General features: G+C 54.0%; 20 protein-coding genes, 1 tRNA gene and 1 pseudogene. 7 read left to right on the top strand and 15 right to left on the bottom strand.

The window, feature by feature from the left end:
* Window positions 1-16: 16 nt before the first annotated feature.
* The 5 genes from rfbB to CGL_RS01720 all read left to right on the top strand — a co-directional run bounded on the left by rfbB (window position 17) and on the right by CGL_RS01720 (window position 5,239).
* Window positions 17-1,036 (top strand): dTDP-glucose 4,6-dehydratase, encoded by a 1,020-nt coding sequence (gene rfbB, locus CGL_RS01740; protein ID WP_011013574.1) that lies wholly within the window; start codon window positions 17-19, stop codon window positions 1,034-1,036.
* Window positions 1,036-2,397 carry a sugar nucleotide-binding protein gene (locus tag CGL_RS01735; RefSeq protein WP_011013573.1) on the top strand — a complete coding sequence of 454 codons (1,362 nt, stop codon included), beginning with the start codon at window positions 1,036-1,038 and terminating at the stop codon, window positions 2,395-2,397. Before rfbB ends, CGL_RS01735 begins: the two co-directional genes overlap by 1 nt.
* Window positions 2,394-3,251, top strand: coding sequence for a glucose-1-phosphate thymidylyltransferase RfbA (rfbA, locus tag CGL_RS01730; protein ID WP_011013572.1), 858 nt, complete (start codon window positions 2,394-2,396; stop codon window positions 3,249-3,251). Before CGL_RS01735 ends, rfbA begins: the two co-directional genes overlap by 4 nt.
* A gap of 75 nt (window positions 3,252-3,326) precedes the next feature.
* Entirely contained in the window at window positions 3,327-4,388 is a 1,062-nt protein-coding gene (gene fudC / locus CGL_RS01725; RefSeq protein WP_011013571.1) for a furfural detoxificationalcohol dehydrogenase FudC, read from the top strand.
* A 497-nt stretch (window positions 4,389-4,885) separates the two neighbouring features.
* Window positions 4,886-5,239: a hypothetical protein gene (locus CGL_RS01720; RefSeq protein WP_011013570.1), complete on the top strand. Its 354-nt coding sequence runs from the start codon at window positions 4,886-4,888 to the stop codon at window positions 5,237-5,239.
* Between the two features lie 386 nt (window positions 5,240-5,625).
* On the opposite strand, the gene CGL_RS01710 is transcribed toward CGL_RS01720, so the two are convergent.
* From CGL_RS01710 to CGL_RS01700, 3 genes are all read right to left on the bottom strand, one after another.
* Window positions 5,626-7,710 (bottom strand): bifunctional metallophosphatase/5'-nucleotidase, encoded by a 2,085-nt coding sequence (locus tag CGL_RS01710; protein WP_011013569.1) that lies wholly within the window; start codon window positions 7,708-7,710, stop codon window positions 5,626-5,628.
* 181 nt (window positions 7,711-7,891) lie between these two features.
* On the bottom strand, window positions 7,892-8,929 hold the full coding sequence (locus CGL_RS01705) for a glycosyltransferase family 2 protein (RefSeq protein WP_011013568.1): 1,038 nt from the start codon (window positions 8,927-8,929) through the stop codon (window positions 7,892-7,894).
* A gap of 38 nt (window positions 8,930-8,967) precedes the next feature.
* Window positions 8,968-9,990, bottom strand: coding sequence for a ribonuclease HI (locus tag CGL_RS01700; RefSeq protein WP_011013567.1), 1,023 nt, complete (start codon window positions 9,988-9,990; stop codon window positions 8,968-8,970).
* A gap of 79 nt (window positions 9,991-10,069) precedes the next feature.
* Between CGL_RS01700 and CGL_RS01695 the strand changes: the two genes are divergently transcribed.
* Entirely contained in the window at window positions 10,070-10,780 is a 711-nt protein-coding gene (locus CGL_RS01695) for a glycosyltransferase family 2 protein (protein ID WP_011013566.1), read from the top strand.
* Window positions 10,777-11,154 carry a DUF2304 domain-containing protein gene (locus tag CGL_RS01690; protein WP_011013565.1) on the top strand — a complete coding sequence of 126 codons (378 nt, stop codon included), beginning with the start codon at window positions 10,777-10,779 and terminating at the stop codon, window positions 11,152-11,154. The genes CGL_RS01695 and CGL_RS01690 overlap by 4 nt, the downstream gene beginning before the upstream one ends.
* 463 nt (window positions 11,155-11,617) lie before the next feature.
* Here CGL_RS01690 and CGL_RS01685 read toward each other — a convergent pair whose 3' ends face one another.
* From CGL_RS01685 to CGL_RS01630, 12 genes and pseudogenes are all read right to left on the bottom strand, one after another.
* Window positions 11,618-12,553 (bottom strand): GDP-mannose 4,6-dehydratase, encoded by a 936-nt coding sequence (locus CGL_RS01685; RefSeq protein ID WP_011013564.1) that lies wholly within the window; start codon window positions 12,551-12,553, stop codon window positions 11,618-11,620.
* Window positions 12,554-12,574: 21 nt separating this feature from the next.
* A complete protein-coding gene (locus CGL_RS01680) occupies window positions 12,575-13,807 on the bottom strand; it encodes an MFS transporter (protein ID WP_011013563.1) in 1,233 nt (410 codons plus the stop codon).
* A gap of 86 nt (window positions 13,808-13,893) precedes the next feature.
* Complete coding sequence (locus tag CGL_RS01675) at window positions 13,894-14,565, bottom strand: SDR family NAD(P)-dependent oxidoreductase (RefSeq protein WP_011013562.1); 672 nt, start codon at window positions 14,563-14,565, stop codon at window positions 13,894-13,896.
* A gap of 29 nt (window positions 14,566-14,594) precedes the next feature.
* Complete coding sequence (locus CGL_RS01670) at window positions 14,595-15,230, bottom strand: MBL fold metallo-hydrolase (RefSeq protein ID WP_011013561.1); 636 nt, start codon at window positions 15,228-15,230, stop codon at window positions 14,595-14,597.
* Complete coding sequence (locus tag CGL_RS01665; protein ID WP_003863269.1) at window positions 15,231-16,337, bottom strand: S-(hydroxymethyl)mycothiol dehydrogenase; 1,107 nt, start codon at window positions 16,335-16,337, stop codon at window positions 15,231-15,233.
* A 52-nt stretch (window positions 16,338-16,389) separates the two neighbouring features.
* Window positions 16,390-18,427 (bottom strand): annotated as a pseudogene (locus CGL_RS01660) (glycoside hydrolase family 3 protein).
* A gap of 482 nt (window positions 18,428-18,909) precedes the next feature.
* The gene (locus tag CGL_RS01655) at window positions 18,910-19,794 is read right to left on the bottom strand and encodes an RluA family pseudouridine synthase (RefSeq protein WP_011013558.1); all 885 of its coding nucleotides are present in this window, start codon (window positions 19,792-19,794) and stop codon (window positions 18,910-18,912) included.
* A 15-nt stretch (window positions 19,795-19,809) separates the two neighbouring features.
* On the bottom strand, window positions 19,810-20,373 hold the full coding sequence (locus CGL_RS01650; RefSeq protein WP_011013557.1) for an adenylate kinase: 564 nt from the start codon (window positions 20,371-20,373) through the stop codon (window positions 19,810-19,812).
* A 160-nt stretch (window positions 20,374-20,533) separates the two neighbouring features.
* The gene (locus CGL_RS01645; protein ID WP_011265526.1) at window positions 20,534-20,773 is read right to left on the bottom strand and encodes a hypothetical protein; all 240 of its coding nucleotides are present in this window, start codon (window positions 20,771-20,773) and stop codon (window positions 20,534-20,536) included.
* Between the two features lie 193 nt (window positions 20,774-20,966).
* Entirely contained in the window at window positions 20,967-21,413 is a 447-nt protein-coding gene (locus CGL_RS01640; protein ID WP_011013556.1) for a Panacea domain-containing protein, read from the bottom strand.
* A gap of 228 nt (window positions 21,414-21,641) precedes the next feature.
* Window positions 21,642-21,717 (bottom strand) — tRNA-Thr (locus tag CGL_RS01635).
* An 86-nt stretch (window positions 21,718-21,803) separates the two neighbouring features.
* On the bottom strand, window positions 21,804-23,063 hold the full coding sequence (locus tag CGL_RS01630) for a DNA polymerase III subunit delta' (protein WP_011013555.1): 1,260 nt from the start codon (window positions 23,061-23,063) through the stop codon (window positions 21,804-21,806).
* Between the last annotated feature and the right edge of the window lie 59 nt (window positions 23,064-23,122).

Genomic DNA, 23,122 nt, shown 5'->3' with positions numbered 1-23,122 from the left:
AACTAAGGTAGACGGCATGACTTCTTTGCTTGTGACCGGAGGTGCCGGATTTATCGGCGCCAACTTCGTCCGCCAAACCGTAGAGCAGCACCCTGAATACACCCACATCACGGTGCTGGATAAACTCACCTACGCAGGAAACGCCGACAATCTCAAAGGCCTCCCCGACAGCAAAGTAACCCTCATCGAAGGCGATATCTGCGATGCTGAATTAGTCGACTCCCTGGTCAAAGACCACGACATCACAGTCCACTTCGCAGCAGAATCCCACAACGACAACTCCCTCAACGACCCCTCCCCGTTTGTTCACACTAACCTCATCGGCACCTTTGTCCTGCTAGAAGCAGTCCGCAAGCACAACAAACGCTTCCACCACATCTCCACCGATGAAGTCTTCGGCGATCTAGAGCTGGATGATCCAAACCGCTTCACTGAAACCACCGCCTACAAGCCATCGTCTCCATATTCTGCAACCAAGGCAGGGTCTGATCACTTGGTACACGCATGGATCCGCTCCTTCGGAATCCAGGCAACCATGTCTAACTGCTCCAACAATTACGGTCCCTACCAGCACATTGAAAAGTTCATCCCCCGCCAGATCACCAATATTCTGGCCGGCCTGACACCAAAACTTTATGGAACCGGCGAGCAGGTCCGCGACTGGATCCACGTCGATGATCACAATGACGCCGTCCACCTGATCCTGAGTAAGGGCAAGATCGGCGAAACCTACATCATCGGCGCCGACAACGATCATGTGAATAACAAGCAGGTCATCGAGCTTATTTGTGAACTCATGGGCCTCGACAAAAACGCATACGAGCACGTCGCAGACCGCCCCGGCCACGATATGCGTTACGCCATGGATTCCACCAAGCTGCGCACCGAGCTCGGCTGGGCACCTAAATACACCGACGTTGATTCCGGCATGCGCAAAGGCCTAGAGCAGACCATCGATTGGTACCGCGAAAACGAGGCCTGGTGGCGCCCTGCCAAGAACAACGTCGAAGCTACCTACGCTAAGCAGGGACAATAATGGAATACGGTAAACAACTCACCTCCCACACCACCGACATCGAAGGCCTACTGGTTTTCGATTTCCCCGTCCACGGCGACAACCGCGGCTGGTTCAAGGAAAATTGGCAGCGCACCAAGATGACCAACCTGGGGCTGCCCGATTTTGGCCCCGTCCAAAACAACATGAGTTTCAACGCCACCGCCGGCACGACTCGCGGCATGCACGCTGAGCCGTGGGATAAATTTGTGTCCGTCGCGGTGGGTTCCGTTTTCGGAGCTTGGGTGGATCTGCGCGCGGGCTCGAGCACGTACGGTAACGTCGTAACGCAAAAAATTACCCCTGACGTGGGAGTTTACGTCCCGCGTGGTGTGGCAAACGGCTTCCAGGCGCTCGAGGACGGCACGCTGTACACCTACCTCGTCAACGATCATTGGTCCCCCGACGCGCATTACGCCAACGTCAACCTCAACATGATCGACTGGCCGCTGCCCATCACCGAGATCTCCGAAAAAGATAAAAAACATCCAGCGCTTATCGACGCCACCCCCCTGCCCGCCCGCAAGGTTCTCGTGGTCGGCGCCGGCGGACAACTGGGAACCGCGCTACGCGCGCAGTTCCCAGACGCGGAATTTGTCACGCGCCAAGAACTCGATATCACCTCAGATCTCACCGAGGCTCGCGCGTGGAAACAATACTCCACCATCATAAACGCCGCCGCCTACACTGCCGTTGACCAGGCAGAACACGACCGCGCAGCAGCGTGGGACATCAACGCAGCGGCAGTGGCTAACCTCGCGACCATCGCGCGCGACAACAACCTCACCCTCGTGCACGTGTCCTCAGATTATGTCTTCGACGGTGCGGCCGAATCCTACGATGAAAACGCACCGTTTTCCCCACTCGGCGTGTACGGCCAATCCAAAGCAGCCGGCGACATCGCAGCCACCACCGCACCGCGCCACTACATTGTGCGCACCAGCTGGGTGATTGGCGATGGCAATAATTTTGTCCGCACCATGAAATCCCTCGACGAACGCGGCATCGCACCATCAGTAGTTGATGATCAAATCGGCCGCCTATCCTTCACCGAAGACATCGCAGCCGGCATCGCGCACCTTTTGGAAGTGGGTGCAGCATATGGCACCTACAACCTCACCAACACCGGCGAACCCGCAAGCTGGGCCGATGTTGCCCGCGCAGTATTTTCCGACCCCACCAAAGTTACCGGCGTGAGCACCGCCGAGTACTTCGCCAACAAAGACGCAGCGCCCCGCCCACTGAACTCCGTTTTGGATCTCGGCAAAATCGAAGCCACCGGATTTAGCGCACCGACCTGGCAGACCCGCCTCAACGACTACCTCAAGGAACTCTCAAAGTGAAAGGCATCATCCTCGCAGGTGGCTCCGGCACCCGGCTCTACCCCATCACCAAGGGCATCTCCAAGCAACTGATGCCGATTTACGACAAACCCATGGTCTACTACCCACTGACCACGCTCATTCAGGCCGGCATCAAAGACATCCTGATTATCACCACCCCTGAAGACAGCGCCTCCTTTGAACGCTTGCTTGGCGACGGCTCCTCCTGGGGCATCAACCTCACCTACGCCGTCCAACCCTCCCCCGACGGACTAGCCCAAGCATTCATCATCGGCGAGGAATTCATCGGTGACGACGACGTCGCGTTGGTGCTTGGCGATAACATCTTCGACGGCGCACAACTTGGCCACGCACTAAAGCAGTGCTCCAACCCCGACGGTGGCATTGTCTTTGCTTATGAGGTCTCCGATCCTGAGCGTTATGGCGTGGTGGAATTTGATGCTGCTAATAAGGCGGTGTCTATTGAAGAAAAGCCCACCGCGCCAAAATCCAACTTTGCCGTGGTAGGACTATATTTCTACGACAATCGCGTGGTGGACATCGCCAAGTCAATCAAGCCTTCCTCGCGTGGCGAACTGGAAATCACCTCCGTTAACGATGCCTACCTCCAGCAAGGTGCTTTAACTGTGCAGCGCCTGGACCGTGGCGATGTCTGGTTAGATACCGGCACAATCGATTCCATGTCCGAGGCGTCTTCCTATGTTGAGGTCCTGCAAAAACGTACCGGCAACATCATCGGATCCCCCGAAGTCGCTGCGTACCGCGAAGGTTTCATCACAGCTGAAGAACTCACAGTGCTTGGTGAGGAACTGAAGAAATCAGGCTACGGAAACTACCTGCTGAGAGCTTTGTAATTTACGGTGTGGTTGTGGAGGGGTGCGTCGAGAAGCGCTCGTAGGCGCTTTTGATTTTTCGGTAGGCTAACTGGGGTGAGTATCTCAGTAAAAGCACTACAAAAGTCCGGCCCAGAAGCACCTTTCGAGGTCAAGATCATTGAACGCCGTGACCCACGCGCAGATGATGTGGTTATTGATATCAAAGCTGCGGGCATCTGCCACAGCGATATCCACACCATCCGCAACGAATGGGGCGAGGCGCACTTCCCGCTCACCGTCGGCCACGAAATCGCAGGCGTTGTCTCTGCGGTTGGATCCGATGTAACCAAATGGAAAGTCGGCGACCGCGTGGGCGTCGGCTGCCTCGTTAACTCCTGCGGCGAATGCGAACAGTGCGTCGCAGGATTTGAAAACAACTGCCTTCGCGGAAACGTCGGAACCTACAACTCTAACGACGTCGACGGCACCATCACCCAAGGCGGCTACGCTGAAAAGGTAGTGGTCAACGAACGTTTCCTGTGCAGCATCCCAGAGGAACTTAACTTCGATGTCGCAGCACCACTGCTGTGCGCAGGCATCACCACCTACTCCCCAATCGCTCGCTGGAACGTTAAAGAAGGCGACAAAGTAGCAGTCATGGGCCTCGGCGGACTCGGACACATGGGTGTCCAGATCGCTGCAGCCAAGGGTGCTGAGGTTACCGTTCTGTCCCGTTCCCTGCGCAAGGCAGAACTTGCCAAGGAACTCGGCGCAGCTCGCACGCTTGCGACTTCTGATGAGGATTTCTTCACCGAACACGCCGGTGAATTCGACTTCATCCTCAACACCATTAGCGCATCCATCCCAGTCGACAAGTACCTGAGCCTTCTCAAGCCACACGGTGTCATGGCTGTTGTCGGTCTGCCACCAGAGAAGCAGCCACTGAGCTTCGGTGCGCTCATCGGCGGCGGAAAAGTCCTCACCGGATCCAACATTGGCGGCATCCCTGAAACCCAGGAAATGCTCGACTTCTGTGCAAAACACGGCCTCGGTGCGATGATCGAAACTGTCGGCGTCAACGATGTTGATGCAGCCTACGACCGTGTTGTTGCCGGCGACGTTCAGTTCCGCGTTGTCATTGATACTGCTTCGTTTGCTGAGGTTGAGGCGGTTTAGGTTTACTGAAGTTCAGACTTTATCCCTGGCTTTGGAGAGTTACTTTTAAGCGGTGTCGGTTCCTCCGGCACCGCTTTTGGGTTTCAATTATTCAATACAAGAATTTGGAACCATTTATATTTCTCAGAAATTAGTACCACTCTGATTCAAAATCTAAGTGATGTAAAATAGCCTTTGGATTCAACATTTCTGCTGGTTAATTAGCATTCTCCCCACCCAGGTGGGGATGATCCCGTCAACAAGCTTGTTAAAAACGTCGGGGACGCGTTCTCCCCACCCAGGTGGGGATGGTCCCTTTTGAATGGGTCGGCCAGCTTTCAGCCAAGGATCCTCCCCGCGCAAGTGGGGATGACCCCCGATTGCATATACCAATCCAGAAACAGAAAATTGTCACATGGGACCGCGTGCTCAATCGATATTTGAACTTTCACAACCCACGAGACGGCAGCAAATACATAAAGCAATAAACAAGGAAACCAATCCTCCAAGGAGCCATCATGGAAACCCCCATCGATCCCCACATTTACAGCTTGATGCAAGACCGAAAAGTAGTGCGCAAGAAAATAGCTCTCATACTGGGAATTTACATCATCGCAGTCGCCCTACTAGCCTACGCAATCAGCTTTATCTTTGACGACGGCACACGAGCTGTGCTTGGACTCATACTTGTAGTCGCAGCTTTCATTGCAGGAGGTATAAAATTTAAAGAATTCATGAAAATAGTAGACAAATCCAACCGTCTCACTGCGGACATTAAAACAGCCCAAAATAGTACCGCTTGGAAAGCCTTACAAAAACAACAAGAAGAACAACAGAGACTTATCGCTGAAATATTCCCCGAACAACAGTGACTTCATCAACCAAATCTGGCTGGTAATTGCATTTTAATAATCTATGCGATGAAAGGCATCTAAAGACTGTCCACTAGCATCGTTGATCTCTTACGTTCAGGGCTTAAAGACAGTTTCCCGTCACTTCCCTTATGGATGCTCAAGGGGCACGCAGTAAGCTTGAGAATCGTGTTGTTCGAGTAAATCGAGAAACCGGAATGTACACCTCATATGAAGATGCTGCGTGGGTCATGCTTGAAAGTGCGACAACTGACAAATACGACCGCCAGTTAGTCAGTGTTGCGACAAATGTCTAAGACACTCCACTAAAAGACCTCAAATACCAAAATCGGGCCTTTCCCAAGAAAGAATCTTTTGGGAAGGCCCGATTTATTTACTACAAGTTATTACATGAACTGCGCAAACATAGCCTGAAGCTGAGCCAAGAATGGTGCGCCCTGCGCAGAGTTCAGGAAGAACGCCACCAGGCCACCGAGTGCTCCAAGAACACCGAGAACTGCTACAAGGGAACCGGCGTCGGAGGATCCGGAGGACTGCTGCTCCTTATCATCATCGTCATCATTGTTGCCTTCACCGTTTACGGTTACTGGCAGTTCAAAGGTAGTGCCATTGTCAGTTGCGATCTTGACAGAGGTAGCTCCCTCAGGAACAGTCAGGGTGACAGTTGCCTTGCCGGTGCTGTCAAACTGAGGAACGATGGTGTTATCGACGTCCGCAGTCTTCTTCTCAGTACCAACGGTCACCTCAACGGTGGTTGGCTTAGCTTCAGGTCCGGTGTAGGAGAGGGAAGAAAGATCGACGGTCAGCTCTTCACCAGGGACCAAAGTTCCGTCTTCTGCAACTGCCGGGCCGGAAAGGGCGATGCCTACTGAGCTCTGATTTGCACGAATTGGTGCATCTGGGTGAGCTGCGATGTAGTTGTTGAACAGGTCAATGTCAACCATGCCGGTTTCAGCGATTGGGCCGCCTTCAGCGAATGCAGTGAAGGAGTCGCCACCTGCGAGCAGGAAGGATGATCCTGTGACGCGGTAGGTCTCCTTCATATCCATTGGCTCACCGTTGAAGGTGATGTGGGTGATGCGGTCGCCGTATTCGCGGGTCTCGTCGTAGGAGTACTGGACGTTGCTGGACAGTCCCAATGCCAGACGTGGGCGGTCGCCGGTTTCCTTCCACTGCTGTTCCAGTGCTTCTTTGAACTGCGCACCAGACACTTCACGTACGCCGTAGGTGTTGGAGAAGTTCTGGGTTGCGTATGCATCTGCGAAGGTAACTTCGCCTGCTTCGAGGTCCGCACGCACGCCGCCTGCGTTCATGATGCCGATGTCAGCGTTCAGGATGGTCGCGTCGTTGACTGCCCACAGTCCAGCTTCTGCGATGAGGTTGCTCAGGGAAGACTCAACACCACGGTTGGAGCCGGTCGTACCCTCTTCATCCGCCCCACGGTAGAAGCCGTTGTCAATGGTTGCAACAACTTCATTACCTGCTTCTTCAGCGGCCTCAACAGCAGCTGCAACGATTGCGTCGACTGCTGTGTTTGGAGTCTCACAGTTTTCCACAACGTCAGTAGCAGAGACATTCTTCGCCTCAATGTTGGTGATCTTGCCTGCTTCGCGGTCGTAGGAGATCTCCACGTCGGAGATGACCTTGCCGTATTCGTGGCCCTGGATGACAACGAGTGGCTGCTTGTCGCCACGTGCTTCGCCTTCAGCAACGTAGTCGAAGTGGGTGTGTCCGGAGAATACAACGTCAACGTTGTTGGAGAATAGATCGGTTGGAGCGGCTTCAGCGTGGATCAATGCGATGACTACGTCTGCTTCGCCTGCCTCAATGACGCGATCTGCTTCTGCGTTGATAGCGTCGATGTCGCCGGTGAAGGTGATGCCTTCGATGCCTGCTGGGGAGACCAAGGTTGCGGTCTCCTCGGTTACTGCGCCGACGTAAGCGATCTTGACGCCGTCCATCTCGATGATTTCAGACTTTGCAGGTGCTGGGGTGCCACCTTCAACGTTTGCGCCGAGGTATGGGAACTTTGCGCTGCCGGAGCCGTCGAGGGAAACGCGGTTCACCAGGTCTGAGTAGCCCTGGTCGAATTCGTGATTGCCCAGTGCGGATGCGTCAACACCGATGGCGCTGAGGGCTTGCAAGGTTGGCTCATCCTTCAGGATGGAGGACACGAATGGGGATCCACCAATGTTGTCACCAACGGTGATGAAGCGGGTGTTTGGGTTGTCCGCGCGTTCAGCGTCGACGTAGCAGGCAACGCCACTGGCACCCATTTCTGAGTAACCGGTGATTACTCCCTTATCATCTTTAACAGCCTTCTGCTCGATGTGTCCGTGGAAGTCGGTGACACCGAGGATGTTGAGCTCAACATTGCTTGCTTCGTCTGCGAAAGCTGGAACTGCGAGTGCGCTGAAGCTAACTGCGGTGGTGGCGACCACTGCGAGGGCTGCACGGGAAAGCCTCTTCATTAAATTCTCCTGGAAAAATACCGGCAATGCGCCGGTTTTTATATGGCGTTTTAATTAACGAAGCAATTAAAACGAATGGAGAATTCGGTGAGCTGGGGCTTTCCATTAGCGAAAGATGATATTTATGTACTGTTCACCCAGATCGCACCTGAACTTAAATCTTCACCCTCTTTATGGGGTGTTAAGCGAGCAATTTCAGGATACTCATACACAACTTGTAATAGGTCTTATATCCAGTCGCAACAATCTTGTTGGATCCAATGTTGCCTAGGTTGGGATTGTCTAGGCGCCATTCCATTTTTGCCAGATATTGCGATGGTGTGAGTTCGGCAAGCTCCTGCGTGCTCCTACGCAGTTTGAAAATCGCTGGTAGATCGCGGATCAGGAGGCGAAGGGACTTCACCTTGAGTCCGACCCTCTTTTCCTTTGCGGCAATCGCCCACAGTCCCAGGTTCACACCGAGGATCTGCGGGATCAGCACGAACAGCAATGGAAGCGGCAGCACGCTGAGCAGCAAAACGTGTCGGTTTCGTTCGATGTAAATCCACTTGTAGTCACCCTTGGCGTAGTCGTAATGGTGGGTGACATACGCGGAATGCAGGAGACCAATTCGACCGCCGGCCAGCAGCAAGCGGGCGGAGAAGTCAGTGTCTTCGTGGTACATGAAATACAGTTCTTCCATGCCACCGAGGCGTTTCCACCAGTCCACGCGCACGGCAAGGCAGGCGCCAGAGGCAATGGAAATATCGGTAACTTCAGATGAGCCTTCAACTGGTTTTTCATCCAGACCAGTCACCCACGACAGTCCGGAAATATGCAGGGCGTTGCCTGCGGAGTTAATGGTGCTGTCAGGAAGCAGCAGGTACGGCATGAATGCTGCCCACTGTTCATCGACGCGTCTCAGCGAATTGAACAGGGTGGGATCGTCGATCACTGTGTCGGGGTTGAGGAAGAACAGCAGGTCAACGTCATCCACGATGTGCGCTGCGCCCACGTTGCAGCCAGCGGCGAAACCACCGTTGTCGTGGTTGATGATCTCTGCGCCGTGTTTTTCCAGGCGCTCCCCCACGGCGTCTTTTAACACCCAAGGTTTGCGGTTGTCCACGACAACTACGCGGTCACCAGTTTTCAGCTGATCTGCAAATGTGTCTACCAGGTTGGCAACATCTTGTTCGTGTCCGTAGGAAACGATCACTACACCGATGCGTTTGTTGCTCATCAAATATTCCTCATACTCTCACCGACTCGTTGCCCACCTTACTCGGCCTTGCGAAGCGCCTTGTCAATTCCTTTGAGCAATGTGGGGTGTGCGGATTTTTGTTCAAAAATTACGGCGCGCATGCCCATGTATGCGATTTGGTCGGCTGCTTGGTTCAGTGGATCCCCGGCGTGCCCTAGTACGCGGGATAATTCCACAACGCAGTCGTCGATAAGCGCTTCCCAGGCATCCCGGAACCGGTTGCGGGCGCATGCGGTGATGCCGCGCCACCTGCCCCGGCGCGGTCGGTTGTTGAGGATGAAGTCGATGGCTTCAAGTGCGGCTTTGCTGTCGGATTCGATGATGGCTTGGGTCGCGCCGATGGTTTTGAGGTAGATCAGGGCGTGGGTGATGCTTTCGAGTTCTAATTCGTCGGAGCTTGCGGTGGTGTCTTGGGTCTCCAGGAGGTAGTCGCCGTTTGAGGCTACGAAGCACATGGCGCCGCGGAAGACCCCATCGGTAGAGGCGTCCGTCGCTAAGCGTAAAACGCCTGCGGTGCCTTGCGTGCGTGACAACCGTGGCCACCAATGTGCCTCTTGCCGCTCTTTGACGCGTGGGGCGCGCTCGGCGAATTCGCCGATTTTTTTCGCCTTGTAGAGCGCGGATTGTTCGGCGCGGCGCGAGATCGCCGACGCCTTCACGCCGGCCCTATTTTGCTCGGCGAAGCTTCCGGTGACCAGGTAGTTTTCGCGCACCAGGGCTGCGCGTAAAGCTGCTTGTCGACGCCCAGTTACAATCCACGCCTTCCCGCGGACCCCTTTCAACGCTGATTTCAGCATCGACACAGTCCGGTTGACGGCGTCGCCATTTTTGGTCTGCCCGCTGCGCACAAACCGCCCACGCGGCGAATCCACGGCAATGACCCAACCCTCAATCTTGCCGGATTTTGCCGACTCCCACGGCACTTCCCACAACGCGATCGCCACATGCACCGGCCGGGCGACCATCTCATCGGTGATCTTTCGCGATTGATACGTGCGCGATTGCGTGCCCGCCAGCTGCTCAAGATCAATGGATTTCATGACAATCAAGTTATCATCACTGGGGTCGGTGGCACCTAACAGGAAAATCAGCCATCATGCACTAGGCTCTATTCCTATCATGGATGCATCAAAAAACAGCGACTTTAAAGACACCTGGCTAGTCGTACCTTGTTATAACGAGGCAACAGTTATCCGGGAAGTTTTAGAGAACGCACTCAAAACATTCCCTAATATTGTTGCGGTCAACGATGGCTCCCCGGACAACTCCGCGGAAGAAATCCATGCGGCCGGCGCACACCTGGTCAACCACCCCGTGAACCTCGGACAAGGTGCCGCGATCCAAACCGGCATCGAATACGCCCGCAAGCAACCCGGTGCAAAATACTTTGTAACTTTCGACGCCGACGGCCAACACCAAGTGAAAGACGTTATCCGCATGGTGGAGCGACTGCGTGCCGAGGACGTGGACATTATCGTCGGCACGCGTTTTGGACGCCCACGCCAAGCCGATGACCAGGTGCCACTAATCAAGCGCCTTGTGCTGCGCACCGTGGTCCTGCTGTCACCGAAAACCCGCCGACTTGGGCTCACCGACGCCCACAACGGCCTGCGCGTATTCAACCAAAAAGTGGCGCAGGAAATGAACATCCGCATGAACGGCATGTCGCATGCATCCGAAATCGTCGACCAAATCGATGAACGCGGCTGGCGCATTTCAGAAGAACCCGTAGACATCCTCTACACCGAATACTCCATGAGCAAGGGGCAATCCCTGCTCAACGGCGTAAACATCCTGGCCGACGGCTTCCTAGCGAGGAGACTCCCATGACGCAGACCACCACCCAAATCATCATCCAGATACTGCTTCTCCTGGCAACCGCAGCACTGGCACTATATTTCCTCCGAAACCGCCGCAAAGCCCGCGCCAAAGCATGGGTGAAAATCGGCTTCGTAGTATTCATTTTCGCCGCAGTATGGGCAGTGCTCCGCCCCGATGACCTCACCCAACTAGCCAACTTTGTGGGCGTGGACCGCGGCACCGACCTAATGCTTTACGCCCTGGTTGTGGCATTTATGTTCACCACGCTGTCCAGTTATGTGCGTTTCCGTGAACAAGAGCTGCGTTATTCCAAGCTGGCCCGCGCTGTCGCTTTGCAAAATGTGGTGCTGCCGGAGGATTCCCAGGGTTCTGACCCCGCTTAGGAAAGCGCTTGGCCTCTGGAGGCAATTTAAGGGCTTGAATTGTATCGAATGAGTGTTTGTATAGGTCGGGACCGTTTGAGCGCTTAGAGACGGTTTTAGAGGGGGTCCATTTTGGGGCTGGTGTTGCAGGTGTGATTCCTGCAGATTTGCAGCAGGTTTGCTGATCAACTTTTCGCCCCAAATCGCCCAGGAGTCCCTAAATCGAACGGGTTTTTGCATAATAGCCCGGAATTAGCGCAAATTTTCGACCAAAATCGGCCTTTTATCGCGTGACGGGGACGAATTTTCCCCGTCAGCGCGCCCCATCAATCCCTTCGGGGTAGCTGTGAGCTTCCAGGGCAAGGATCCACCACATCCCTGAAGTATCTTGAGATCTGTGGTGGATCCTTGCGTTTTTGAGTGCGGAAAATGCAAAAACCCACCACGTTTCCACTGATCAGAGCGATTTGTGGTGGATTTTCCCCTAGTGAGTGCGGAAGTACTCCACAGTCTTGGCCACACCTTGTTCGATGTTCACCTCAGGCTCCCAACCAAGCACCTCTTTGGCCTTGCCGAAGCTGAGTGCACTGCGTGGCACATCGCCGAGACGTGCAGGTGCATATTCAGGATCATCTTTGGAACCTGCCGCAGTGGCCACGAGGGTGTGCAGCTGGCGGTCAGAGGTTTCCACAGAGGTGCCAATGTTGAAGCGCTCTCCCCCACCGATTTCCCCAGAAGCCAGGTAGAAAGCACGAACTACGTCACCGACGTAGACGTAGTCGCGGGTGTTTCCGCCGTCGCCGAATACCTTGGTGTCCAGGCCTCCCAGAAGTCGCAGCGCGAAAATGGCCACAACTCCTGCTTCACCGTGTGGATCTTGGCGTGGGCCGTAAACATTTGCCGGTGCGATGTGAGAACAGTCTAAGCCGTACAGGTGGCGGAAGGTGTTCAGGTAAATTTCACCGGACACCTTGGATGCCGCATAAGGGGAATGTGGATCCACTGGCACGGTTTCATCAACTGGGAATTCCGAAGGCTCACCGTAAATGGAACCGCCTGAGGAGGTAAAGACAACCTTGCGAACACCGTGCTGGCGGGCAGCGTCAGCGATGCGGATGGTGGACAAAATGTTGGTTTCGGCGTCGTGAAGAGGATCTACAACAGAGTGGCGCACATCGATTTGCGCTGCCAGGTGGAAAATAACCTCAGGCTTGTGGGTTCCTAGAAACTCGTTGAAATCAACGTCGAGAAGATCGGCTTCCACAAAGGTGAGTTTTCCGGTGGCTTCCGCATCGGAGAGATTCTCCAGGCGTCCGCGGGAGAGGTTATCGATCACAACGACCTCGTGGCCTTCCTTGATCAAAAGGTCAACGAGATGGGATCCGATGAAGCCGGCACCGCCGGTAACTACTGTGCGCATGTGGCTCACTTTAGTTGTTTCTCAGAATCGGCGTGCACTAAAACTCACAATGATCAGACAAATAGTTGCCATCACCGCACCAAAGCCCAGCATGAACGGGTAACTGAGCCATTGATTCAACCAGGTCATCAAGGCTGGAAAGACCATACCTACGTACGTCAGGCAGTAGAAAATACCCGTCAGGCCTGCCATATCAATAGGTGGAGCAATGTTTTGAGTTTCCGCCAACCCCATGAACATACACAGGCCATAAGACAGACCGAGGGCCATGCAGACAACTAGCGCCCACCATGGATGAGGGTTCATCACCACGATCACCGCGCCGATCATGCCGATGACTGTGACGAACATGGCCAAAATCGGCCCGCGAGTTTTAGAGGTGCCCATGATTTGAGGACCGAATTGTTGGATACCAAATCCAGAACCTAAGGTAACCAAAGCGATCAGCGCAGAATACGCAACGGGTGCAGAAACCATGTCACGCAGCTGCGACGGCAAAACTGCGTAGGCAGTGAAGGCCGCACCGAAAACCCACGGTCCAATTGGAGCAACCACAAACAAGAATCGCTTGTCTAGTGCAGATGGCACAAGCACATCTGACCAGAATGATCCCTTAGTTTTCAGGTGCGCTGATTGACGAGTTTCCGGCGCTGTAATAAGCAACGGGAACAAAATCAGAGTGAGAATAATGTGCAAAACATATGCCAACTGTCCAGGTAGTGGCAGCCACTGTGCCATCACACCAGCAAGCGCTGGGCCGAGCGCAAAACCACCGGTCAAAGACATCGATGCGCGTTTTGCACCAGCACTGGTTTTCACCCCTGGCTCAAACCGCGACGATGAAAGCTCCTTAATCCAGGAACCTCCCGCTGTCATCACCATGCCCACCGAAATTCCCGACAGCACTCGACCAATGGCAATCAGGATGGCGGTTTCTTCACCCGAGGCAATCAACGCGGAACCCAAGATCGCGATCAATGGCGCAGGCAACATGACGGCACGTCGGCCATAGCGGTCAGATAAAGGACCAGCTGCCAGCAAACCTACCGCTACTCCGATGGCATAAAACACCAGCAAAAGGTCGATGAACAGGTTGCTAAAGAACCCTTCACCTCGGTAAAACACCAGCAAGGGAGTGAATTCATTGCCACCCCACGCGACCGTAAAGACCGATAAAGCTACCGCTAGCCAGACTTTACGCTGTGCCCGTTTGTTCGCCACCATGTCAGACATGTTAAGCGCGGACACCCCCATATGGAGGAAATGGCCAGACCAATCTTTAACAGAACGGCCGTTATGCCCTCACACGGGGGTGCTTACGCTTGGGAAGCTCACGCGAGCTAAGGAAGGATGATGCCCTTCGCCTTATGTCCCACCGAAATAATCTCTCCAGAAATTGATGCGGTGCGCGGCGACAACAAAAACGCGATCGCCTCCGCGACCTCCTCCACCGTGGTGTCACCATTTGCGCGGTTTACCTCAGCGTCTGGCTCAGCTACCACGAATCCCGGGCTAATCGCATTTACTGTAATTCCGGTGCCCGCGTGACGATCCGCCAAATTTTTCACCACGACATTCAGCGCAGCATTTCGCGCCGACGCAGTAGTACTCAATGTTTTGTATGAGTTCATGCCGGAAAGTGCAACGATGCGCCCATGTCCAGCCTCACGCATCTTCTCGAGCGCCACGGTTGCAGCCTTCATAAACGTGATGGCTTTGCCTTCAATAGCAGCCAACACAGTGTCCGGATCATCTGCTGTCTCCGCGCTGAGCGTTTGCGCAGCGGGTGCAGAAGAAACAACCAGCCCATCCAGGCGACCATGTTCTGCGATCACCTGATCAATGCCCGCACGGACGGACGCTTCATCCGAAGCGTCAATAGATAAGGGCGTGCTTCTCGACGCCGCTACCGCGGTTGCGCCTTCTTCAGTTAAGAGTTTTACAACTTCAGAACCAATAGTTCCTGCACCGCCAACAACAAGTATGACTTGGCCACCAAGTTTAAGATCCATGGTGCCCAAGCCTACTAATCGTTCGGGGCTTAGTGCCCGCGTTTAATCCATTCCTCCAAGTGTGGAGCCTCAGCCCCCACACTGGTGTGATCACCATGGCCAGTGCGCACGGTGGTTTCCGCTGGTAGATCCAAAATTGAGGTCTTGAGGGACTCAATGATGGTGTCAAAGGAGCTGTACTTACGGCCAGTTGCTCCCGGCCCACCCTGGAACAAAGTGTCTCCAGAGAAGAGCTCGTTTGCTTCAGGGAGGTAGAAGCAGCTGGATCCAGGTGAGTGTCCAGGGGTATTAAGCACGATCAGTTCAGTTCCAGCGATTTGGAACTTCTGCTGATCTGCCAAATCCTCGTGGGTCAGGTTTCCGTGGGTTTCCTCCCACAGCATTTGGTCACCTGGGTGCACGAAGATTGGTGCATCAAATTCCTTGGATAGCTCTGGTGCGACAGTGATGTGGTCATTGTGTGCGTGGGTGCACAAAATGCCCTTCACAGCACGTCCACCGACAGCCTCGATGATGGGTGCTGCAGTGTGTGCCGCATCGATGATGAAAACCTCATCATCATTTCCCACAACCCAGATGTTGTTGTCGACTTCCCATTCGCCACCATCAAGGGCAAAGATGCCTGAGGTGACAATGTTTTCTACGCGCAATCCGTCGTGAGCCATTTAGATCTCCACCACAGAACGCAGCACGTCGCCAGCCTTCATGGTGTTGAAAGCCTCTTCAACATCATCAAGACCAATACGCTCAGAAACAAACTTATCCAGTGGGAAACGACCCTGCAGGTGCAGATCCACATAAGTTGGGAAATCACGCTCAGGCAGGCAGTCGCCGTACCATGCAGGGCGCACGGATCCACCGCGACCGTAAAAATCAATCGCAGGAACATCTACGCGAGACGTCAGGTTTGGAACGCCCACCATCACCATGCGGCCTGCATGGTCACGGGAGTAAAACGCCTGCTGCCAGGTCGGCATGATGCCTACCGCATCGATGGAGACATCGGTGCCGAAACCATCGGTGAGCTCACGAACCTTTGCCACGACCTCAGAGGCATCACCTTCGCCACCAAGACCAGAGGAATTAATGGTGTGGGTTGCGCCGAATTCCTTCGCCCACTCCAGCTTCTTCTCATCGATATCAACAGCAATGATCTTGGAAGCGCCAGCAATCTTGGCGCCAGCAATAGCTGCCATGCCCACGCCACCAAGGCCGAAGACTGCTACGGACTCGCCACGCTTAATATCACCGGTGTTCACCGCAGCGCCAAGGCCTGCCATGATGCCACAACCCAGAAGGCCAGCTGCTGCTGGATCTTCCTCAGGGTTAACCTTGGTGCACTGGCCTTCGTGGACCAGGGTCTTTTCCAAGAACGCGCCAATACCCAGTGCTGGGGACAGCTCGGTGCCGTCTTCCAGGGTCATCTTCTTAGAGGCGTTGTGGGTGTTAAAGCAGTACTTTGGCTCGCCCTTCTTACATGCACGGCACTCGCCGCACACTGCACGCCAGTTCAAGATGACGAAATCGCCGACCTCAACGTGGGTGACGGACTCGCCTACCTCCTCAACAATGCCTGCTGCCTCGTGGCCGAGGAGGTAAGGGAACTCATCTGAAATATCGCCATCGCGGTAGGCCAAGTCGGTGTGGCACACACCGCAGGCCTGAATCTTGACGATGACATCGTTAGCACCTGGATCAGGGACAACAACGTTTACTTTTTCTACCGGTGCACCCTTGGACAGTGCGACAATTCCAGGCACTACAGTGCTCATGGACACTCCTTTTCAATAAGATTTCAGTTGTGCCCACGAGACTACCTACAATCTAGAAATTAAGTCCGTGACCGTACTTGTAGGCCATCCCTGCGGAGTCCACGTAGGTGTAAGACTCATCGAGGAACTTGCCTGGGATATCGCGAGGGGAATCAGCAATCGCCTGCATGGAAGCAGGAACAGTCAATGGCAGCTTGCCCTTTGGTCCTCCCTCTTGACCAGTCAAAGCCTTGAGAAGGAACTCTGGCTTGATCTCAAAAGTGCCCACCACGGCAGCGGCACCAGGCTCGATCTCAGACAGCACCCAAGGGTTGGTGAAGTTCACAGCCAAGATGGTTGGGACTGCAGCTTCCACAGCCTGAACGCGTTCCACATCGACACCATTGGCACGAGGGTCAACAGAGAGGGAAACACCTTCGAGGTCATCTTCAAACAGTGCAATTTCAGGGCGAGCCCACACGATTGCAAGATCTGCTTCTGACTCGGAAGACACCAAGGTTACCCCTGGGAGTTCTGCGCGAATGGCTGCTTCCAGCTGTAGTTGAACCTCGTCGATCTTGGTACGGCCAGTAACCAATGGGTAGATCTTCAGGCTTGCTGCAGGATCCAGTGGCAGCACGGATGGGGTTGTTACGCAGCAAGGTGACGGAATCAAGCTGTGCTTTGTTGCCCAATGCAGAAACCTCTGGCGCACCAATGATCTTTTCTGCTTCATCTTCAGAGACATATGGGTTCTCAAACAGACCAAGCTGGAAGATTTCCTCCAGGAGTCGCTGGACTGGCTGATTCAGCTCTGACTCATCAAGGTGTCCCTCAGCAACTGCTTCGAGCAGTCGACGTGGGTTAGCCATGTCGGAGAAAATGTCGGTGCCTGCACGCACTGCTGCGGCGAAGCGTTCTGGCTCGCTGAGTTCCTCCACGCCCCACATCATGGCGTCGATGACGCCGGAGTCGGAGTTGACGTACCCACGGTGGCCCATGGCGTCGCGAAGCAAATCCTGAATGAAGGTGCGGTTGTAGGCAAACGCAACCTCTTCGAACTGCGTGGTCGGGTTTTGCCACAGCTGCTGATCGAGCTGGTTGGCGGAGTTGTTCATTGGCCGTGCGTAGTAAGGCATGATCGAGGCGCAGCCAGCGTCGATAGCTGCCTGGAAAGGAGGCAGATGGTACTTGCCCAGCGCATCTTCGGTTGGGTACTCATTGGTCTGACCCCAGTGGAAGTGAGGATCGTGGCCGTCGAGGCGCACGCCGCCACCTGGGAAGTGCTTAATGGTGGTCGACACGGAATTCTTGGACAGCTCAGGGCCCTGCAAACCACGCACAACAGCAGCGATGTAATCAGAGATCAACTCCGGATCCTCACCAAAAGTACCGTTGAAGCGGGACCAACGAGGCTCAGAAGCGAGGTCAGCCATGTAACCGTACAGCTTGTGCACACCACCGGCACGCCATTCTTTAGCAGCCTCGGTACCGAAAGTCTCCATCAGTTCAGCATCGCGAAGCGCAGCAAGACCCAGCTCGCCAGGCCACTCAGAGAACACACCCGCGGACTCGTTCACACCGAACTGCGCAACGAGCGCGACGTGGTTACGAGGATTCGACGCAAACGCAACAGGAATACCCAAACGGGATCGCTCCGCGACTTCCTGAACAGCATTGGTCCAAGTAGCAAGCCCACGAGCTGGCAGGTTGTCACGAACAATTAAGTAACGCTGATTGCGCAGGTTAATGGCATTTTCAGTGGAAGAAGTTGCCAGCACAGGCTCGGTGAAAGGAACACCCGTGATCGGGTTATCCTCACGCCACATATCGACAGGGTTCAGCAAAGGCTCGCACTTTTCCGCGTCTTTGCCTTCACTCTCCGGCGCCAAAGGCGAGTATCCGGGGTAGTGCGAACCGATGATCATCAGGCCCGCTTTTTCTTCCACATTCATACGTTTCACCAGGTCAGCGGCACGCTCTGCTGGGGTTAGACGCCAATCTTCATAAGGTGCAAGTACGCCGTCGCCGTCGAGATCGCGGAATTGTAGGCCGTCTTGTTCAATGACACGAGAGAGGCGGGAGCCGATTTGAGGCCGCTCTTGAGACATAATGGTAATCTCTTTCCTTATTTCTTACCATCGTAGTCAGATTTCCCCCACAAAAAACAGACACTTGTCCAACATTTCTCACCTATACGGGGTTAGACAATTAAGGTGTCAAAAAGGGAGGTCTCGAAGCGATGTGAAAATCGGGTGTGCACACTCGTATGGATTTTTGTGAATTGGGCCCCGCAGTGCGGTTTTCACACCTCACCAACCAGAAGTCGTTTTAAGAGGTCTAGTTTCACGGATGGGTCAGAGTGTGGGTCGAGGCGTTTTAACCCTTTAAACACGATTCTGCGAGGGCATGATTTTTGGGTTCCACACTGTCCTTTCAGGCCAGATGCCGTATTAAACCAAACGCGACCTTAGAAATCCGGTCCTTGGTCTCTATTTCACTTTTCGACGCGTTAAAAAGTGCAAAAGAGACCAAAACCTCCCTCAGAAAAGCGCCTCTTGGCCTAAAAAGTGCGATTCCACGAAGGCCCGACTCAGACCCGTCCCATACCCCACTCCTTCGGCAACGGTGCAGTGAATTTCTGACGCTTCCCCGCCCCACGAGGCGCCACCAATTCCGCCGCATGCAAATGCATCGTCGCAGCTCTGCCCCCACGCGACCCGTATCGTGGATCGCCAACAATAGGGTGACCCGCATACTGCGCATGGACCCGAATCTGATGTTTCCGCCCGGTCGCCAACTGCGCCTTCACCAAGGTCGCACCCGGCAAACGCTTTACAACCTCAAAATACGTCCGCGCCCGCAAACCATCCGAATGTGGCACAACAGTTGTCTCCGTCCGCTTCAACGGCACATCAATTTGTCGCAAATCGCCAGGCCAAGCCCCCTCGACCTTGAGTAAATACCCCCGAAAAATCTCCTCTTCGCGGTCTCGCAAAATTTCCTGCAACTCGCGCAACACAGATGTCGTTTTAGAAACCAGCAACAAACCTGAGGTGTCCCGATCCAAACGATGCACCAATTCCAGGTCGCGTTCCTGCGGAAACTTCTGCCGCAGCGCCTCAATCACGCCACCGCCGTGCCCCGTGCCACCGTGCACAGGAATTCCAGCTGGCTTATTGATCACCAGTAATTCGGCGTCCTCAAAAAGCACGCTGTCTGCGACAGCCTTAAAAATATGCTTATCGACGACCGGTGGCGGCAAATCTGCCAGCAAATCCATCTGCCACATTCGAATTCGGTCGCCTTCTTGCAACCGGTAATTCGGATCCACTTTACGACCATTCACCCGAATGTCGCCTTTACGCATTTGACGGAAAATCAACGACGCGGGCACGCCCTTTAGCTGTGCCCGCAAAAACTTATCTATCCGCCGATCCGCATGCCCCGCCGAGACCTCTATAAAACTTTCTGCCATGGATATGGCACCCTATCAGAGTTTCACGCTTTCCCCATATGCCCTCAACCAGCGCTTTGTCTCTTTTGGGCTGCTCAGGCGCACCACTGTCAGCGGAGCAAACCGTCCCTCGAAGGTTGGCGTGACCTTCTTCAACGAGTTCCTAGTCTGCCAACCCCACCGCACAATATGGTCAGGATCCTTAAAAATCGTCCACAGAGGCGGCTCGATATTGTCATTAAACAGCTTTGTCTTAAACAAACTTCTCGGAATAGTTCGCTTAATCAACCGAAACATCTGCCTCGGTGTCGAATAATCCAACCACAGCACCGTATCCGCCCGCTCCACAATGAGTGGACGAACCTGCCGATACTGCAACTCCATCACCCACTGTGGACCTTTGATGAAATCCTGTACCTCTGCAACGAAAGTCTCACGCGGCACCCAATTTTCCCCATGATAAAGGCTGTCCAACTCCACCCGAGGGAATCCTGAAAGTGCAGCGATTTGCTTGCACAACGTCGTTTTTCCCACACCACTCACGCCAGAAACAGCGATGCGCTGCGGATTCCAGTCAATCGGATCAGAAGCAGTTTTCATGGTGGAGGCCTTTTGTTAGTCGTGGGTTTTCGATAATAATGACTGACTGCCTTAACCTGGTGCCCTGCAGGAAGTGCATAAGTGCTTGTTCAGCTACACCGAATCTAAACTTTCAAGTCCTCTAAGCAAGGCGAACATCAGTTTGCTATCATCTCTACTCTTACCGCCGGTTCTTGCCATCATGCGAATAAAGAGCATTAAATTCAGGCTCAATCCAAATGACTTCAAACGTATCTCCGATGCGGATACCAACTTGAGGTAGGCGACCTTCATGCCTTAAAACTAGTAACTTCTCACTAGAATCCATCCATTCCGGCAAGTCGGGAATAATGCTTTTAGCTGGTAGCGTTTCCGAACCTAGGCTATGCTTGTGGGCCATCATAATTTCATTCCACGTCATTGAGGAACGTTTTTCCCACTTCAGTAGAAACGCTCTAGCTTGATCTGCATTTAGTTCTTCAACTCCCCAACGAGGTTAAATAAGACGAAAGCTAATTTTTGGATTACCAGGATCTCGTGGTGGCCCTGATGGAGGAATGCTTGGTTTATCTGTTGGCGGTTGGCCGCGATACCTTCGTTTCTTTTTCAAATTTCTAATGCACCAAGAAGAAATCTTTCAGCGCAGCATCTGTAATTTCAATATTTTGCCCTTGTGCCCAGGCATCGAGCCACGGCGATTCACTGTGAGTTTTTTCCCTCAGTGCCCACGCCGAATAGATGCCGTATTTTCGCCATACGGTTACAAGCTCATCTGACACATCTGAGTAGTCATCCCAGTTAAATTCATCTGACACAAACTCATCAGGATCAATTGGGTTTCGGCCGTATGATTTTGTATCTGAATAAACGCCCGGAGTGACAGGTCCGTGCTGCCACGCCAGAATCTTATCCGAGAAAAGTTTTCGCCCTGTTGCAGCTATATGCTCACCCTGGGAGTAATAAAGGAGCTTCTGCAATTTCAAAGGGGAGACTTCAGCATCGAGTTCATCTCCCCAGGCAACGAACCACTCCGCGATTTCACGTGCACTTCTGATCTTCATCTCTAACTCCCCTCTTACTCCTACAACTGATTCATAGGGTAGCGAATCTTCTTAAACTTGGTCAGTTTTGGAAGGTTTTCGCTGGAACTTGCACTAGATTCAACGAGGTATTCTTCAAAAATGTTCCATCGTAAATGGAATCCAGGCAGTAAAACCCGAAAATTGCGCGGCCTCCGCCCACCCATTCAGAAAACCCCAGCTCAAACCTTGTTTGACCTGGGGTTTATGTGGAGCCGCTTGCGAGAATCGAACTCGCGACCTTCTCATTACGAGTGAGACGCTCTACCGACTGAGCTAAAGCGGCACGGAAATACTGTAGAAATTTAACTTCACTATTTACCGATTGGCTACTTTACCTGATGTGTTCTTGACTTCAATAATTTGGGGTGTTTAGGACACTTTGTAGGCTTTGCGCAGGCGTCCTACCAGGGCGTCCATGGCCACGATGGGTCGTACATTGAAGCCGAAGGATTCGCGGCATTTGGAGATCGCGTCGAGGCATGCCAGGAGTCCTTCTTGGCTTACTTTTGTTGCGAGTTCTTGGGAGAGGCCTTCCATATCGGGGTGTGTGAGTCCGACTTGGGCTTGGGAGGAAATGATGATGGCATCGCGGTAGATGCCGGCTAGGTCGACGAGTGCGAGGTCGAGGCTGTCGCGGAGGAATCGGGTGCGTCGGAGTTTTTGTTGGTCTTCGAGTGCTTTGAAATCTCCCGCTCCTCCACGTACTGCTTTGTGGACACCTTTGCCTTTGGCCCCCATGCCGAGTGAGATTCTTACGGCTTCGAGTTCGGCTTCTTCTTTTTCTTTGTTGCTGTCTTTGGCTTCGGTTTCCACCATTTTGACCAAGGTGTTTACGGAGCGGAAGGCGACATCACCGTGGAAGATTAATTCGGCCAGGTTGAGGATGCTGGCGCGTCTGCGTTGGGCGGCGTTGTTGTGCGCTAAGTATCGAGCCCTGCCGATGTGAGCGCCTGAGGCAGCCGCCGCTAATTCTGCATCCGCTTGGCTGACGTTGCCTTCAGCTACGAGGATTCGTGCGACTTCCGCGATGGAGGGGGTGGGAATGTAGAGGTGCCTGCAGCGGGAGCGGAGGGTGATCGCAATGTCGCGGGGGTCTGTGGTGGGTGCGCACAGAATCATCACGGTGCTTTCGGTTGGTTCCTCCACGGTTTTCAGCAAGGCGTTGGCGGCTTGCATGGTGAGTCGGTCGGCGTTTTCGAAGATGACGACTCGCCAGTTTCCTGCAACAGGACTGACCGCTGCGGCTTTGATGACCTCTCTAGCTGCATCAACACCGATAGACAATTGCTGCGGGACGATGTGTTCAATATCGGGGTGGCTGCCTCCCATGGCGGCGCGGCAATCCTCGCATTGTCCACAGCCCACAACATCCGGATTCGAACATACGAGCGTAGCGGCGAAAACCTTGGCTGCCACAGAACGTCCCGATCCGGGAGGGCCTGTAAACAGCCATGACTGGGCAAAGCCGGAGTCGTGGATCATTGCAGGGTTTTGGTGTTCTGCCCGGGCGCGGGCACGTTCTGTGGTTCGGGCGCGGACAAGGGCACGCGCGCTGGAGGCCGCGTCGAAAAGCGTCTTGGACACTGTTTTGGAGCCGGCGAGACTGTCAAACACACTCGAATTAGTCACGATCTCTACACTACTTCCTCACTACATCCTCGCGATGTCGCACCGGCACGTTAGAGTAT

This window comes from Corynebacterium glutamicum ATCC 13032 (assembly GCF_000011325.1).
Taxonomy (GTDB): domain Bacteria; phylum Actinomycetota; class Actinomycetes; order Mycobacteriales; family Mycobacteriaceae; genus Corynebacterium; species Corynebacterium glutamicum.
The sequence above is the reverse complement of the archived record's forward strand: the minus strand, read 5'-3'. Positions and strand labels throughout refer to the sequence as shown.

Excerpts from the sequence above, each read along its gene's own strand:
- rfbB (WP_011013574.1), top strand. The coding sequence starts at position 17 with ATGACTTCTTTGCTTGTGACCGGAGGTGCCGGATTTATCGGCGCCAAC.
- CGL_RS01735 (WP_011013573.1), top strand. The coding sequence starts at position 1,036 with ATGGAATACGGTAAACAACTCACCTCCCACACCACCGACATCGAAGGC.
- CGL_RS01720 (WP_011013570.1), top strand. The coding sequence starts at position 4,886 with ATGGAAACCCCCATCGATCCCCACATTTACAGCTTGATGCAAGACCGA.
- CGL_RS01710 (WP_011013569.1), bottom strand. The coding sequence starts at position 7,710 with ATGAAGAGGCTTTCCCGTGCAGCCCTCGCAGTGGTCGCCACCACCGCA.
- CGL_RS01705 (WP_011013568.1), bottom strand. The coding sequence starts at position 8,929 with ATGAGCAACAAACGCATCGGTGTAGTGATCGTTTCCTACGGACACGAA.
- CGL_RS01700 (WP_011013567.1), bottom strand. The coding sequence starts at position 9,990 with ATGAAATCCATTGATCTTGAGCAGCTGGCGGGCACGCAATCGCGCACG.
- CGL_RS01695 (WP_011013566.1), top strand. The coding sequence starts at position 10,070 with ATGGATGCATCAAAAAACAGCGACTTTAAAGACACCTGGCTAGTCGTA.
- CGL_RS01690 (WP_011013565.1), top strand. The coding sequence starts at position 10,777 with ATGACGCAGACCACCACCCAAATCATCATCCAGATACTGCTTCTCCTG.
- CGL_RS01685 (WP_011013564.1), bottom strand. The coding sequence starts at position 12,553 with ATGCGCACAGTAGTTACCGGCGGTGCCGGCTTCATCGGATCCCATCTC.
- CGL_RS01680 (WP_011013563.1), bottom strand. The coding sequence starts at position 13,807 with ATGGGGGTGTCCGCGCTTAACATGTCTGACATGGTGGCGAACAAACGG.
- CGL_RS01675 (WP_011013562.1), bottom strand. The coding sequence starts at position 14,565 with ATGGATCTTAAACTTGGTGGCCAAGTCATACTTGTTGTTGGCGGTGCA.
- CGL_RS01670 (WP_011013561.1), bottom strand. The coding sequence starts at position 15,230 with ATGGCTCACGACGGATTGCGCGTAGAAAACATTGTCACCTCAGGCATC.
- CGL_RS01665 (WP_003863269.1), bottom strand. The coding sequence starts at position 16,337 with ATGAGCACTGTAGTGCCTGGAATTGTCGCACTGTCCAAGGGTGCACCG.
- CGL_RS01655 (WP_011013558.1), bottom strand. The coding sequence starts at position 19,794 with ATGGCAGAAAGTTTTATAGAGGTCTCGGCGGGGCATGCGGATCGGCGG.
- CGL_RS01650 (WP_011013557.1), bottom strand. The coding sequence starts at position 20,373 with ATGAAAACTGCTTCTGATCCGATTGACTGGAATCCGCAGCGCATCGCT.
- CGL_RS01645 (WP_011265526.1), bottom strand. The coding sequence starts at position 20,773 with ATGACGTGGAATGAAATTATGATGGCCCACAAGCATAGCCTAGGTTCG.
- CGL_RS01640 (WP_011013556.1), bottom strand. The coding sequence starts at position 21,413 with ATGAAGATCAGAAGTGCACGTGAAATCGCGGAGTGGTTCGTTGCCTGG.